The sequence below is a fragment of the Photorhabdus viridis genome (assembly GCF_040256935.1).
In the GTDB taxonomy this organism is placed as follows: Bacteria; Pseudomonadota; Gammaproteobacteria; order Enterobacterales; family Enterobacteriaceae; genus Photorhabdus; species Photorhabdus viridis.
The window spans coordinates 1-15,302 of record NZ_JBEJZY010000043.1; the positions used below are offsets into that span (position 1 = coordinate 1).

General features: G+C 43.7%; 15 protein-coding genes and 1 pseudogene. 9 read left to right on the forward strand and 7 right to left on the reverse strand.

Annotated elements, in window-relative coordinates:
* Positions 1–68 (forward strand): annotated as a pseudogene (locus tag ABR397_RS17255) (RNA-guided endonuclease InsQ/TnpB family protein); the annotation flags it as partial.
* Between the two features lie 124 nt (positions 69–192).
* Here ABR397_RS17255 and ABR397_RS17260 read toward each other — a convergent pair.
* Positions 193–600 (reverse strand): flagellar protein FlhE, encoded by a 408-nt coding sequence (locus ABR397_RS17260; RefSeq protein ID WP_350306845.1) that lies wholly within the window; start codon positions 598–600, stop codon positions 193–195.
* 314 nt (positions 601–914) lie between these two features.
* Between ABR397_RS17260 and ABR397_RS17265 the strand changes: the two genes are divergently transcribed.
* The 7 genes from ABR397_RS17265 to ABR397_RS17295 all read left to right on the forward strand — a co-directional run bounded on the left by ABR397_RS17265 (position 915) and on the right by ABR397_RS17295 (position 7,783).
* Positions 915–1,658: an ABC transporter ATP-binding protein gene (locus ABR397_RS17265; protein WP_350306846.1), complete on the forward strand. Its 744-nt coding sequence runs from the start codon at positions 915–917 to the stop codon at positions 1,656–1,658.
* A complete protein-coding gene (locus ABR397_RS17270) occupies positions 1,651–2,865 on the forward strand; it encodes an ABC transporter permease (RefSeq protein WP_350306847.1) in 1,215 nt (404 codons plus the stop codon). Before ABR397_RS17265 ends, ABR397_RS17270 begins: the two co-directional genes overlap by 8 nt.
* Complete coding sequence (locus ABR397_RS17275; protein ID WP_350306848.1) at positions 2,858–4,336, forward strand: TolC family protein; 1,479 nt, start codon at positions 2,858–2,860, stop codon at positions 4,334–4,336. Before ABR397_RS17270 ends, ABR397_RS17275 begins: the two co-directional genes overlap by 8 nt.
* Entirely contained in the window at positions 4,329–5,606 is a 1,278-nt protein-coding gene (locus tag ABR397_RS17280; RefSeq protein ID WP_350306849.1) for an efflux RND transporter periplasmic adaptor subunit, read from the forward strand. The genes ABR397_RS17275 and ABR397_RS17280 overlap by 8 nt, the downstream gene beginning before the upstream one ends.
* A gap of 528 nt (positions 5,607–6,134) precedes the next feature.
* Complete coding sequence (locus ABR397_RS17285; RefSeq protein WP_350306850.1) at positions 6,135–6,332, forward strand: hypothetical protein; 198 nt, start codon at positions 6,135–6,137, stop codon at positions 6,330–6,332.
* A gap of 141 nt (positions 6,333–6,473) precedes the next feature.
* Complete coding sequence (locus tag ABR397_RS17290; protein ID WP_350306851.1) at positions 6,474–6,929, forward strand: hypothetical protein; 456 nt, start codon at positions 6,474–6,476, stop codon at positions 6,927–6,929.
* 500 nt (positions 6,930–7,429) lie between these two features.
* Positions 7,430–7,783, forward strand: a complete 354-nt coding sequence (locus ABR397_RS17295; protein ID WP_350306852.1) for a hypothetical protein — start codon at positions 7,430–7,432, stop codon at positions 7,781–7,783.
* Between the two features lie 440 nt (positions 7,784–8,223).
* On the opposite strand, the gene ABR397_RS17300 is transcribed toward ABR397_RS17295, so the two are convergent.
* Entirely contained in the window at positions 8,224–8,586 is a 363-nt protein-coding gene (locus ABR397_RS17300; RefSeq protein WP_350306853.1) for a helix-turn-helix domain-containing protein, read from the reverse strand.
* A gap of 263 nt (positions 8,587–8,849) precedes the next feature.
* Between ABR397_RS17300 and ABR397_RS17305 the strand changes: the two genes are divergently transcribed.
* Positions 8,850–9,464, forward strand: coding sequence for a hypothetical protein (locus tag ABR397_RS17305; RefSeq protein WP_350306854.1), 615 nt, complete (start codon positions 8,850–8,852; stop codon positions 9,462–9,464).
* Between the two features lie 50 nt (positions 9,465–9,514).
* Here the strand turns inward: ABR397_RS17305 and ABR397_RS17310 are convergent, their stop codons facing one another.
* The 5 genes from ABR397_RS17310 to ABR397_RS17330 are packed head-to-tail and all read right to left on the reverse strand — an operon-like array spanning position 9,515 to position 15,296.
* The gene (locus tag ABR397_RS17310) at positions 9,515–10,309 is read right to left on the reverse strand and encodes a heme ABC transporter ATP-binding protein (RefSeq protein WP_350306855.1); all 795 of its coding nucleotides are present in this window, start codon (positions 10,307–10,309) and stop codon (positions 9,515–9,517) included.
* Positions 10,309–11,310, reverse strand: coding sequence for a FecCD family ABC transporter permease (locus ABR397_RS17315; protein ID WP_350306856.1), 1,002 nt, complete (start codon positions 11,308–11,310; stop codon positions 10,309–10,311). Before ABR397_RS17315 ends, ABR397_RS17310 begins: the two co-directional genes overlap by 1 nt.
* Entirely contained in the window at positions 11,307–12,125 is an 819-nt protein-coding gene (locus tag ABR397_RS17320) for a heme/hemin ABC transporter substrate-binding protein (protein WP_350306857.1), read from the reverse strand. Before ABR397_RS17320 ends, ABR397_RS17315 begins: the two co-directional genes overlap by 4 nt.
* Position 12,126: 1 nt before the next feature.
* Entirely contained in the window at positions 12,127–13,197 is a 1,071-nt protein-coding gene (locus tag ABR397_RS17325) for a hemin-degrading factor (RefSeq protein ID WP_350306858.1), read from the reverse strand.
* Positions 13,198–13,229: 32 nt separating this feature from the next.
* Positions 13,230–15,296, reverse strand: a complete 2,067-nt coding sequence (locus tag ABR397_RS17330; RefSeq protein WP_350306859.1) for a TonB-dependent hemoglobin/transferrin/lactoferrin family receptor — start codon at positions 15,294–15,296, stop codon at positions 13,230–13,232.
* Positions 15,297–15,302 lie beyond the last annotated feature (6 nt).

Here is a 15,302-nt window from a genome sequence, read left to right on the forward strand (position 1 = left end):
CGGCGGGACTCGTCGTTTCTGCCCATGGAGGCCAGTGTAAATCCGTCACACAGACGGTTGCGGCCTAGGAAGTGGGAAGCCTCGCCCGACAGGGCGGGGAGCAGTCACCAGCTATTTCTTGAAATAAGTTATAAGTCAGAATTGCCGCCTGTGGTGCTGACGGCAATCTTTGGAGAACAATCGAATAAATTATTACCAAGTGACAGTAATTTCTCCTATTTGGCCTGCCACTGGTACTGTTCCGCCACTTGCAACTCTTAAAGCATAAAAGAACTGCTGTGCCGGGCTTCTAGTATTGAATGCGGCTGTAGACATTCTCCGGGTGCGTGATATATCAATGCAACTGTTGGTATCTCCCTGACAAAGATAAACCGACAGTCCTTGAGGCCAGCCGACAACATTCCAAGTCCAGGATACATTGCTGATACTGCCTGAGGCTGGTGGAGATCCGACGACAGGAAGATAAGCTGTTTCTGTGTAATTTCTGGAATACACGGTTGGCAGAACAACCGAAGATTGGTAGCTCGCCGATAATGCTGCTTGTGAAAACAGGGTTAACAATAATGCACTACCGATTCCCAAGATTTTTTTAAATTTCATAGTATGACCCCCATATCTGATAATTTTCTATTGCGAGAGCTTAGATATACATTTTCATCTAGCGCCTTTTATCTTTTGAATTCTCATAAAAACCTGTACAAAATGCCAAAACAGGCAGGATTAATTTGGATGGAGCAACCCTAAAATGCAATGGATAACTTGATTTTTTGTTAAGTAATTCTAATTAATTTTGCTATTTGGTGTTTTTGCATCTCACTAAGATTGCAGCCTTTTACAAGAGAATCCTCCCATGATATAAAGCCTGATAAACGATCGAATGGAGCCTGTGATACATTTAATGGATGTCAAAAACGATGAATAAATCAGACATGACTATCACAACTTCCCAGTGTGGAGAGGTTTTGATTTACATGGAAAATATTTGTCGATCCTATCGTATGGGGGAGAAATACCATCCGGTGTTGGATAAAATATCACTTGCCATAATGCGTGGGCAAAGTTGTGCTATTGTCGGCGCTTCCGGCTCGGGTAAAAGTACTTTGCTTAATATTCTTGGTTTATTGGATCAACCTACTTCTGGCTATTTTCAGTTTAGTGGCGTTAATATAACAAATGTTACTCCTGATGAGCGGGCGAGAATAAGAAATCAGGAAATTGGTTTCGTATTTCAGAGTTTCAACTTACTTCCCAGAATGCAGGCATTGGATAATGTGGCGTTGCCATTGCTATATCGTGGATATTCACGCTCGCTGGCCCGGCAGGAGGCGAAATATCAGCTTGAATTGGTTGGTTTGGCTGATCGTATTCATCATCGGCCGGCAGATCTCTCCGGGGGACAACGCCAACGTGTCGCCATCGCCAGAGCCTTGGTCGGCAAGCCCTCTCTCATTCTGGCTGATGAGCCGACAGGCAATCTCGACAGTGCTACTGCACGCGATATTATGGCGCTTCTTCTGTCACTGAACCGTGAGCAGGGCGTGACACTGGTCATGGTGACACACGATGAAACAATAGCCAGAAATATGCAGCGTTGTCTGTATGTCAATGATGGGCAGCTTTCCGAAACCGATCTGTGGCCGGATATATCCGATGCTTAATGCGAATTCTGGCCGCCACGGATTTTCCTTCCCGCAAGCCCTGCGTGAGTCGTTGGATAGCCTGCGTTTACTGGGGCGGCGTTCCCTGTTTGCGTTGCTTGGTATTGCAGTCGGATGTGCTTCGGTCATTGCACTTTTGAATATTGGCTACAACGCTGCCAATGAATCTATCAGCACTTTCAAGAGTATGGGGAGCAATATGCTGGTCGCCCATTTTGATTTTATGCCGGGCACTGATGTCAAACCTGCTCCATCCACACTGGATACTCGGATGCTGACTCAAACGCTGCCCACGATCATGCATGCTGCACCCATCACGTTATACTCAACTCGAATACGTTTCTTGGGGCAAGGGATTGATACGAATATTACAGGTACATCCTCTGATCTGGCCGCGGTGCTTGATTTACAGATCGAGCAAGGACGTTTTCTCTCGGATTATGATCGCCAGACAACTTATGCCGTGATCGGCGCAGATATTGCGAAACAGACAAAAGTACCAAACCAACCTATCCGGGTAGGCAGTCAACTGCAAATTGAGGGATATATGTTTGAAGTGATAGGCATTCTCGCTGCTCAGGGAACAAATCCTTTACTCCCGGTTTCTGTTGATGGCTCTGTGATATTGCCCATTGAAGGAATACGGCGATTGCGGCCCGCTCCAGAGATAGGCAGTGTCATTGCCAAAGCGCGAGACATAACAACGTTAAACAGTGATGCTATATCATTGCGTGACTATCTTGTCTCATTATCAAACGGTCGTAATGTCGAAGTTCAAATTCCGCAGCAATTGCTTGATGGATTGACGCGACAAGCAAAGACATTCTCCTACTTGCTTGCCGGATTGGGGGGCATTTCGTTGCTGGTAGGAGGAGTGGGTGTCATGAATGTCATGTTGATGAATGTTTCAGAACGCAGGCGTGAAATTGGCGTTCGTATGGCTCTAGGGGCTCGGCCTGTTGATATCGGTGTGCTTTTTATGCTGGAAGCTGCGACTCTGTCGATTGTCGGCGCAATAGCTGGATCGCTGTTGGGGGTGACTGCTGGGTACCTGTTTGTAAAATTTTCCGGCTGGGTATTCACGTTATCTCCATTCTCTTTGCCGCTGGGGATTGTCAGTTCATTAGTGATTGGCTTGTTTTTCGGCATCAACCCGGCATTGGCTGCTGCCAGGTTACAACCTGTAGAGGCACTTCGCGATGATTAGCCAAATTTTTCAACGTGTTATTGGCATCATCATTGCGCTGATAATAGCCGTATTTGTCAAACAAGCTTTGGCGGAGCCGCTGGCCCCGTCACAGGCAACCATGCCCACAACGAGCACAATTTCGCTTAATCAGCAGACTATTGATTTGACACTCAGTGATGCGATCTATTTGGGATTACGCAATAATCGCTCGATTCGTAGTGCTTATCTGGATCGTATTGCCCAGAAATTCGATTTGCGGGTGGCGGAAGATCGTTTTACGCCGAAGTTGCTGATCAATAGCCGTTATATTGCGGCCCGTAATCAAGATGATCGTTATCGTCAGAGCGAGATTACGCCTACGTCTACAATGCTTGGGGAATATGGTACCCGGTTTAGCCTGTCGTGGACGAGCCGGGCGACATGGGCGGAAAATGCTGGCCGTAGCCGTAATGATGGCGTTTCATTCTCAGTGATCCAGCCGCTGCTGCGCGGTGCCGGCAAAGATGTGGCGACGGCGCCTGTACGTATTGCTCAGCTGATGGAGCAAATAAATCGCCTGAATCTAAAAGCAACAGTATCCCAGACTATCAAGCAGATTATTATGGCTTATCGTGAATTGCTGCGTGCTCAAGAGCAATTACAAATCTCGCGTGATGCCCTTGAACGTTCGCGTCAACTGCTGGAAGTTAACAAAGTCATGATCTCCGCAGGCAGAATGGCAGCCTTTGAGATTGTTCAGACTGAGGCTGATGTTGCCATGCAGGAACTGGCTAATGAGGAAGCCGCTAATCAACTGGATACCAGTCGTTTAGAGTTGTTGCGTTTGCTCGCTCTGGATTTGCAAACTCAGGTAAAAGCGGCTGACAAATTGGAAGCCAAACTCATAAATATTAACCTGCTCCAGGCGCAACATTTAGCACAAGAACAGCAACCATCCTATCTCACTCAATTGATTACCGCAGAGCAGGCAGGTATTAACCTGACAGTTGCCTGTAATGACCGCTTATGGGATGTCTCTTTGGTTGGTGGGGCTAGCCAGGTACGCGATCGAACAGGTCCAAACAGTTCGCGAAATTGGGAAAATTACGCAGGTGTTCAGGTGGAGATACCCATTGGCGATTTGAGTCAGCGCCAAGCGGAAGTGCGGGCGCGGGTTGATGTTCAGAATCAGGATATCCGTCTTACTGAAGCGAAACAGTTACTGGAACGTGATGTCGGTAATGCGGTGCGTGATATTAGTACACGTTGGCGTCAATATGAGATCGCACAACGTGCCAGGGATCTATCTCGACGTAAGCTGGAGATTGAACGCGAAAAACTGACAGTTGGCCGTTCTAGCAACTTTCAGGTATTGAGTTTTGAAACCGATCTGCGTAATGCCGAAAATGTTCGTCTCAATGCGTTAATCGCCTACCTGAATGCGCAAGCAGAATTGGATGAAACATTGGGCACCACCCTAGGGAGCTGGGATATTGCACTTAATGACTAAGATCGGGGTACTTGCCTGTTTCGGGCGTAAGACTCGTTGGTTGGTGGCACTGGTTGTTGTATTAGTCGTCGGGGCTGCTGTTGCCTATGTCTATCTGCCGTCTTTAACTGATACATCATCACAGAAACAGTGGGTGCGTGTTGAACCTCAACGGCTGGAAAATCGTCTTGGGTTAGTGGGTCGCATTCAGGCTGCTGCCAGTTTGACGATTGCGGCGCCATTCGATGGGGTTATCGCTGAAGTCGTGGTGACGGAAGGCCAACGCGTTAAGCGAGGGCAATCCCTGTTGAGCCTTGATACTGCACAATTGGATATCCAGTTGCGTCAGGCGCTCACGGAACTATTGAAAGCTCAGCGAACCGTACAAGATTTGGTGGAGTGGGAGAACAGTCAGGACGTCGCGAGGGTTCGCAGGACCTTGACTAATGCTCATTTAAGCCTGAGTGATACCGAACGTAAGCTGATTGATACTCGAGCCTTGTTCGAACGTGGCATTGTTCCTCGTATGGAGGTTGACACACTGGAGCAACAAGCCAGAGTCCAACGGCTCGATCTCGCCGCAGCGAAGGAAGAATTGCGCACTATACTTGACAAAGGAACGGGTGAAAATCGCCAGATTGCTGATATGGAATTGGCTAACGCTCAATCGCGTTATCAGGCGTTTCAGGCTCAGCAAGCTCAACGTGAGCTGATTTCTCCCTTTGACGGTATTGTTGTTCGTCCTCAGGTACCGGGATCGGATAAAACGTTATCTATCCAAAAAGGGACACGAGTCACCCAGGGAACCCCTCTCTTTGGGATAATCAATTTGGAGCAAATCCAAGCTGTAGCGCGTATTGAAGAGGCTGATCTTCACCAATTGTATGAAGGAATGCCGGTTGAGATTACAGGTGATGGTTTTGCCGGGTTATCCTTACAAGGGAAGATTAAGACAATTGGTGTACAGGGACATTCAACAGAAACGCAGGGCGCGGGTGTCACCTATGATGTGTTAGTGGCGATTGATCCTCTCACACCCGCGCAGCGGCAGCGTGTCCGCCTGAGTATGAGTGCAAAACTGGCTATTGTCACATATCGCAATGAACGTGGATTGGCAGTGCCCCCAGAGGCGTTACGTACCGGCTCTGATGGACGAATTTTCGTCACCTATCGCCGTGAATTACACGATCCGGAACAACAGATTAGGGTGATGCCGGGGCACGCAGTCCCTCAGGGCGTAGAGGTGAGAGGGTTAACAGCCGGATATGTTGAAATTCCTGCACAGCAATGACTGATTCGATTTAATAGCATTCCTGGCCTTGATTCATTTACTTGGGCAAGCATACGCATTTTGGCTGCCTGAAAATGATATGTCCACTTCTATATGGATTTTTTTAGGGGGTATATAACTCATATTATGATGAGGATGATAAGAGAGTTCCTTATAATCTTTTACCTAAGTTCTCTATATATCACCACAGTTAAAAAACAAAAAAATAACTATTCACGATTGTATAATAAAGTAATTTTTATTTATAACTTTCTTTATCTGAAAGAGTTTAGTTGTGATATTATTGATGTTTGTCGTGATAAAGTAAAATATGATGCGCGCCACAAAAATAGCTAATTAATCACTACCAATCGTATGGAGTTAATAAAAAATCGCCGTGAATTTTTGCTTAATACGGGGGGGCTAAAATCTCAAAAGTGTCAATATATTACAGGTATATTTTGGTTGGCGATATATGCTTTGAGTGTTTCTATTTGAATTCGGTGGCCGTCTTAACGATCATCTTAAATTGACTGGCAATGAGATAAAATGATGTCGGAGTTAATTGGCGATTATCTTCCCCATTATTCTCTTTTTATTGAGGTGTTATTAAATGGCGTATTCTTATCTTCAAGCTTCTCCTCCAATTCATTTAACCGCTGCTCCATCGCTGTGTATGCAGCAGAACTTAGGGCGAGATCTCACTATGGTGAAGAATCTTTTATTCTTTTGACTAAATTCTGGTGAAAGTGGTTTATATTGTAGGCACATAAAGCAGAGATTTTCTTTATGAGATTGAGTATATATTGTACGAAAAATAATGTTATAGAAGAGAAAGTTGTATTAAAACGCAGTAAGCCATTCTAAACAACATAAGGAGTATCTAACATGTTAGTACGCAAGTCGTTGTTGGCCCTGTTTGCAACTGCTTCCCTCACTGCCGCAGGTGTCGCTTATGCAGGTCCACCCGTAACAGTTACATTTAAACATCTTGGTGCATCGGGAAGTGCTGATGCTGTTTATACCATCATAACTAATAATGAAGTCAGTACAAACGTAAATGCAACACCTAAGCCCAGAGTTAGAGTCAGGCAAGGAGAATCCGATGGCTATCAGGTTCAAAGTCCGATTACACCTGATGGAAACTATGCAATAGTGCGATATGAAATCGGGAATAAGACTTGTGTGTTTTCAACCACTTTTATAAACACATATGTTAATGGCGTTAAAATTCCGAAATGGAATAAGGGAGCTACGCCGAGTGGGGGGGCTGTTTGTAATGCAACTATCACCTCTACTAATTTTCTTACTTACGCATGGTCAGTTGAGTTCACTATGAAGTAGTGGGGAGTGAGCCAGATTACGCTATTCGAGATATCTGGCTCATTACCTACTTGAAAGTGAACTCTTTATGATTGTGATTAGCTCAATCCTTTTTTATCAGTCGCCACTGGCAGGATAGAATGTTTATCGTGTTGAGTTGGTAAATATTTTGTGTGATTGCAGTCGCTTTAGTTAATTGAAAAATATTTGGTGTAAGTGACATAATATGTGAGATATTTTATTACCGAGTTAAAAATAAAAAATATATGGTAATTTTGACTTCGCTATTATCAATTAATGTGTTGAGTATTTATTTTTTAGTTAGGCTTTTTTTTATTTTCCATTGACAGACTATTCGTTCTACACTATTTTTAAAATTGTAAAGTGTTCTTATATCTTAAATTTATGGATTATAATGATTGAATATGGATGTTGATAAATTAGTTGAGTTTTTTGGTGTGATATGAATTTCTATATTTATAACTTGATGCTAAATTTAATATTATAAGGAGTAATATATTATGACTGATCAAAACAATTCTGCTGAAATAGTTTCTTCTAATGTATTGATTTCTGATGTAACTGTATCTTCCATTGAAATTGCTCCAGAAATAGCGAAAGACAATGCTCATGTGCAAATTACTGATGGAGAAGGTAAGACTAAGAATTTTCTTCTGGATAGGAGTGATGGCGGTTATCAAGGGTATGGTAGTCTAATAAGTTTAGTTCTTGCACACCTTAATTCGAAAAAGGTCAATATTAGAACTACCGGATATATATACAAAGATTATGGATATATCAACGGCGTATCATTTAAGACTGACAAGCCAAAAACAGACCCGAAGACAGACCCTAAAACAGATCCAAAGACTTAATAGAATGATAAGTAAAACTATGATGTAATGAGAATTCCTATGGAAAATATGATTCGTTATTATTTGCATTAAAATACTAAGAACACATCCCATTAGGTTATTTTATTTGCCATTTTAAGCTTGGGCAGTGTTCAGACTATTTGTAAGGATAAGGTCTATTTGGATAAGAAGTAAATTGAAATTAATTTTAAATAAAACCCTGATGTTCAATCTTCAGGGTTTATATTTATTAGTAACTACGCATACCTTGAATTTTAGGAGAAAAATACCTATAGATAATTTTTTATTAGCTTTTTATGTTAGCTATATGGGAAATTCTTATCTGGTTTTTGTTCCATTGGGAGAGTTATTGAACCCAAATAGCATAAAACAGAGATGGCCAATAAAATTATTGGCCATTAAGTGAGATACTACCAATAAGACAATTAGCAAATTGGTTATTACTCACAACGTAAAAAATACTTTAATTCAGGCAGATTACCGTTTTCTCTGAATCTGGCTGGTGTGGTGTTAAAGTGTTTTTTAAAGATCCGGGTAAATGTTGCTTGAGAACTGAAGCCATACTGTAGAGCAATGTCAAGAATCGGCAGATTTTCTTCACGCAGAGATTTTGCTGCTTCATGCAAACGCCGTTTGCGAACATATTCACCCAGAGTACAGCCTTGCACCTCTTTAAATACCCTTTGCAGATGCCACTTCGAGTAACCGCTCCTATTAGCAATGGTATCTATTTTTATACCTTCGTTACATTGAAGCTGAGTTTCAAGCCATCTGATAATATCGTTTACTACAGTTTCTGACATTTTCACCTCCCACTAATGGTGGGCTAGTTGCTAAAATATTAGAATTGGTTAGCTATTCCTATAAGTATAATAACTCTAGTTATTATTGTGAGTATTTTAAGATAAACTGGAGATATCTATAGGCAAAAAGTGCTGTTTGCAATTGATAATTACCCTTATTTATGTAGATTTCCTTTGCCTTAACAACAAGTAGCATCAAATGTTCTGCATCAATTTATTTTAAGCAGTATTATCGTTCGTCATTTAATTTAATGGAGGTTGTAATGCAATCGGACGTGGTTTTTTTAACTAAAAAACTGGCATTCTTTGTTTTTTATGCTCTGATTTTGTCCATAGTTATCGGCTTACTTTTTATCGATGTTGTCTATTTGCAGAATGCAGTGAAGGAGAGTTCATTAACTGAAATTTCTCAGGAAAGTATACTGTTTATTATTTCTGCTGTATTTCTTTTGGAAGCAAGGAAGAATAGTCAATTACGTCCCGCATTAGTTTTGGTGTCAGGTTTTTTTGCTTGTTTATTGATAAGAGAGCTGGACTCCATATTTGATGAAATATTTCATGGTGCCTGGGTGTGGATTGCTGTTCCATTGGCGTTAATTTGTATTTTTTACGCTGTTTACCAAGGTCGGGTTACATTGGTTGGGCTTGTCCATTTCGCCCGTCATCAAAGTTACGGCATGATGGTTTCAGGTATCTTGTGTGTGCTGGTTTTTTCCCGTCTGTTTGGTATGGGCGTGTTATGGCAAGGTTTAATGTTGGAAAATTTTGATCGAATTGTAAAAAATATAGCTGAAGAAGGGTGCGAAGTTCTGGGTTATTGTTTGTGCCTGATTGCAACTTTCTGGTATCTGCCTGATGCAATAAAATTTCGTAAGTAAAAAGTAAGACAGGCAAATAGCTAAAATAATTTGCCTGTCAGCTTTTGTCATTATTGTCTCAGATAAACCTGAGGTTGTTGAGTCTCAGGATGGCGGGTAATACCAAGATCTGCTTGATACCATTTTTTTAGAATTTGATCACTCAGTACCTCTTCTGGCGTACCTGCCGCGACCAGCTTCCCTTTATGTAACAGAAAGATTTTGTCTGCGTAGAGAGCGGCAAGATTGAGATCATGCAAAACACAGCACATTGCCATCGGTTGTTCCCGTGTCAGCCGGTAAAGCAGACGCAGAGTATGTTGTTGATGATAAAGATCTAAGGCTGATGTTGGTTCATCAAGAAATAAACAACACTCTGTTGGTGTCGGAGACCAGAGCTGGGCAAGGACACGGGCTAATTGTACTCTTTGTTGTTCACCACCAGATAATTGCCGGTAGTCACGGTGACGTAACTCCTGGCAATCCGTTTGTTCAATAACGGTATCAATTGCTGTTTGTTGATGATGAATACCATGAGGAGAGCGCCCCATAGCAATGACCTCTTCCACACTGAAAGGGAAAGAGAGTGAACTGTACTGACGCATGACGGCCCGGGTTCGGGCCAGCTGTTGAGCCGGCCATTGCTCAATGGGTGTTCCCTGTAAATAACATTGCCCCTGTTCAGGTTTCATATATCCCGTCAGCAGTCGCAGTAATGTGGATTTTCCTGCGCCGTTGGGTCCGATAATGGCGACAACTTCACCTTTATTTACTGAGAGCGAAACATTATCAATAATTTTTCGGTTGCCAATTGAATAACTCAGATTTTGTGCTTGCAGAAAAATATTATTTTTTATGGCTTCCATTATATCCGGCTCCCTGGCTGTTTGAGTATCAGCCATAGAAAGTATGGCCCACCGATCAAACCCGTAATTAAACCCACGGGCATTTCTGCCGGGGAAACCAATGTTCTTGCCAGTGTATCTGCGGTAAGCAGAAGAGAGGCGCCACCTAATGCGGCACCGGGAAGCAGCCAGCTATGGTCGCCACCAAACCGCATCCTGATCAGGTGGGGAACAACCAACCCGACAAATCCAATAACACCACTTAATGCAACGGCGCTACCAATGAGCAGAGCGCTGAGGAGTAATAACTGGAATTTCGTGCGCTGGACGTTAATGCCGAGATAGTGGGCTTCTTCATCTCCCAATTGCAACAGATTCAGTTTACGGGCCTGACTGAAAGTCAGGATGCAAGCCGGAATAATTAAGGACGCAGCAATTACCAGTGTTGGCCACTCTATTTGGCTGAGTGACCCCATCATCCATAAAGAGAATTGGCGTAGTTGCTGGTCATCACTGATATAACTCAGGACTCCAATCGCGGATGCGCAGAGCGCATTGATGGCGATCCCGGCCAGTAATAAACGAGCCAAATTTCCTTGGTTATATTTATTTAGTGAAAAAATCAGTAATGAAATTAACAGGCTGCCTATAAATGCGGCAATAATATGTCCATATACGGCAATGGCAGATGGCAGGCTGACGGGCAAAATAATTGCCATTGCAACCATCAGTGCTGCTCCACTGCTCATACCCAGTAAGCCAGGATCTGCCAGTGGGTTACGAAACAGCCCTTGCATCACTGCACCGGAAGCGGCTAAAGCACAGCCAACCAGCATCGCTAATAATACTCTTGGTAATCTGATGTTCAGCCAGATTTGCCACTGGGGATCACTGATCGAGGATTCCCACAATGTCTTAAAAGATAGTGTTAATGCGCCTAGATTGGCGGAGCCAATAGCCAACCCAGACAGCAGCAGACAAAGAAACGCTAAACCTAATCCCGGAGACTTCATACGGCTCATTGGGCCTGCTCCGCCGCCTGTCGTAGTTGTTTCATCACTGTAGGGGTTTCTAAGCCAAAACCAAGCAGGCCCATATCATCGGCAATTAAAACCTGTTGTTTCTGACCTGCCGGGGTATGTTTCAAGCCTGGTAATTGCCAGATTTTATCCAAGCCGCCCATTGACTTAATGCCATCTTCAGTCACCAGTAATAAATCTGGCGCACTGGCAATAACTCCCTCCTGCGAAAGAGGACGGTAATTGTTAAAACCTTGCATTGCATTAGTCGCGCCAATAGCACGAATCATTTTGTCAGCTGCGGTTTTTTGCCCGGCAGCCATTGGCATGATACCCCCGTGGCTCATCACAAACAGAATACGGGTTGGCAATTGGGTTGTTGGGATGTCTGCTAGTTTTTTCTGATATTGCTTAATCAGTTGTTCACCGCGTTCAGTTTGATTGACCGCCTTGGCGACGGTCTTGATTTTCTCAGGAACGGCTTCTAACGATGCTTTTCCGGTTATCTGAATAACGTTTACACCAGAATCCTGGAGTTGCTTAAATGCCAGTGAAGGTTTTGCCAGCTCACTGGTCAGAACCAGTGTCGGATGCATAGACAGAATGCCCTCAGGATTGAGCAATCTCATATAGCCGACGTCGGGTAAGGCAAGCAATTCTGCTGGTTTCTGACTGGTGCTGTCTCTGGCGACAACTTTTTTACCTTCACCAAGTGCAAAAACAATTTCAGATACATCGCCACCAATGGTGACGATTCGTTCAGTGGAAAAAGCACTGAATGATACCGCAAGGGCAAATGTCAGAAGCCATTTTTTCATGCTATACACTCTCTTCCTGTGCTGATTGCAGTTTTGGCAGAGCAGCCACTTGCTCACGCCACTGAGTTTGTTCAGGAGTACCTTCTGTGCGCTGACCAAATAGTTGAGCAATCTGATTGCCATTAGCGTCAAATAACTCAAGGCTGGTGACAAAACCATCAGAAGTTGGTTTACGGGTTACCCAGCTTTCAGCGATAGCACTCTCTATTAAATGTAGTGTGAAATTACGATTAAAGATATTAATCCATTTCTGATCTGAGTTTTCCTCCTGATATGGCATCAGGCGCTCCAGCTTGCCGGTGAAAATTTGTACGCAACCACGGTTGCTGACAAAAATCATGATTTCATTCTGATCGCTATAAGCGGCATTAATGAGCTCATTCAGTGCAGAATTTTCCACTCTGTAAGCTAGATCATCCGGTACCGCGTCGAAAATTTGCTGGCGGTTCAGGTTATGGCTTTTGAGCATAATGAAGAATTGATGAACGTCAGTCATTGCCCGCCATTCTTTATCAAGCTGTGCTTTCAGTTCATTGGTTATGGTTGAATAGCTGGCTTCTTCTATAGGTTTGATAACCAGTGCCGGGTTTTCTTCTGTCTGATATTTTTCGATCAGTGCTTCCCAGGCTGCCATATCGGTATTATTCGTTGCATAAACTTTATGCAGCGCATCACCCTGACGATCAAAAAATTGAATACTGTGGCGCATACCCTTTTTTGCTGGCTCAACCAGATAAAATACACTGCTCCAGTGCTCAAAGAATATCCGCAAATCGAGTTCACGAGGATTCAGGATTAACCCTGCATGGCTGTTGAAACGTGTATTTTCATACCGGCCAATTTGTTCATGGACGGCAAAATCATTGCGGGTAATCGCTTTAGTTTCACCAACAACTGCCAGTTCTTCCAGTAAAGTTGGGGCGTCAATGTCAAGGCGTTTGGCATCTATCCCAACGCGGCTGTGCAATAACTCACCTTCACTGACATTCAGATAAGCAGCCAGATCGCGGGCATATTTGGCTTTATTATCAGCTTTGGCTTGCAGGTAACGTTCATAAAGTGATGAATTCACAACTTAACTCCTTGAAAATGCAGTGTATTGAGTTACCACTGGTAGCTCACCAACAGTTTGGCATTGCGGCCATCTTGCGGTGTTCCCTGTGGTGAGTAGTATTCTTTATCAAAGGCATTACCCAGAACAGCGGTAGTGGTCACACCTTTTAACATTCCTTCACCTTGATAGCTAATGTAGAAGTCATTAACACCATAGCCAGCCTGTTGCTTATCTTGCCCTTTAAAATCAGTATGCTTGGTAAATTGACCTATCCAGCCAACAGAGAAACCGGTCTGTGCAACAGGGATATCCAGTGTGCTGGTGATAGTATCTGGGCTGAGGTTGTTGAGAGATTTGCCGCTTTTTTCGTCCTTGCCCTCAGTGCGGTTATAAGCCAGTTCCCAGGAAAACAGATTGGATTCATAGTTCATAGAAACATCCCAACCCCAAATCTTGGCCCTAGGTACATTAATAGATATTGTATTCGTATATATAGGTTGACCGGTTTTTGTCCTGATTATTTCGCCTGATTTTTTCCTGAGAGGATTAATGACGTCTGACTTAATATAATCTTTGGATTTGGTATCAAAATAGCTGGCTTTGAATTTCAGTTCGTCATTGTCTGCCAGCAGGTTATCGAAACGTAATCCAAAACCCGATTCCCATGTTTCATTGCTCTCTGGGCGAAGGTTAGGGTTAGGGAGCCAGTAGTTAGTGATTGGTCCCATCGAGTAATGTTTGGAATCGTTATACATTTCACCCATTGTTGGTGCACGGAACGCTTGAGCATAAGAGGTAAACAGCATTGACCAATCAGTTGGTGTAATACTGATAGCCCCTTTGGAAGACCATTTATCAGCGCTGACATCCTTATATTTGGAATTTGTTCCTTTATAATTGTCATAACGGGTACCGGCTATAATAGATATTGGCAGGTCGCGCAGAGTTATTTCATCCTGCGCCCAACCGGAAGAAAAGCGGATATCGGCATTAGGGAAGCTATCAGTGTTACCGCTTGGGGTTTGTTTCTGTTGGTAGGTTTCGCCACCGTAGGTAAGCTGGTGTGCCAGTGGGCTGTCTGTCCACAAGCGGGAGCGGTTTTCCAGTTTTACGCCATAGGTTTTCTGCTTGCGGCCTTCAAACCCCTTTTCTTGAGTGCGGGCATCAATAGTCACATCCGAATAATAAAGGTCAGCCTTGGCATTTAACCAATCATATTCTGCCGGATTTAACTGGTAGCTGAGTTGGGTATCACGCTGAATTGTCGTCCGATCAGTCCACGGGGCAGATTTTTCATTTTTCCCGGTGAGCGTTTGTGGATTTTTAGGTTGGTTTGCTTCATTACGGTAATAGCGTAACTGGCTACTCAGAGACTGGTTCTCATCCACTTTCCAATTGCCTTTTGCTATCAGGTTACTGATAAATTCGTCATTATCAGCCGTCAAACCACCGCCATGGCGGATATTGCCTGCATCACGAGTACTGAAAGCAAACAAACCATCCAGAGAATCTGTTTTCCCGAAAGTGGCGCCACCAAAACCCATACTATGGTCACCGGTTGCACCGCGGGCGAAAACGCGAAACCCGTGATTTTGACCTGCTTGCAGCAGATCTGCGGCATCGACAGTCTGATAAGCAACAACGCCACCTAAGGCGCCACTGCCATAGAGCAGGGCAGAGGGACCACGTACAACTTCGACTTGCTTAATTAATGCCGGATCCAGAAATGTGCCATTAATATGACCGGTATCGGTGCCTTGCCGAATACCGTCAATTAATGTCAAAACACCTTTTGGCCCATAACCACGCAGACTGATATCCTGCCCATTAGCGCGGTTTATGCCGGCTATATTAATGCCGGGTATTTTTCTGATGAGATCGCCGGCATTACCAGCTGTTTGACTTTGTGCTGATTTATTATTTATCACCGTCACCATCATGGGTGCTTCGAAACTATCCCTTTCATTACCTGTTGCATAAACAGTTATTACATTGCGGGATGATTTATCACTATCAGAATCGAGCGACTTTGTTGCTGCATAAGCAGTTGAAAGGCTACTGATAATTGCCAGGCTTAATGCTGATAACTTGAGTGTTGATCTTGCAGATTGAGACATCAGACG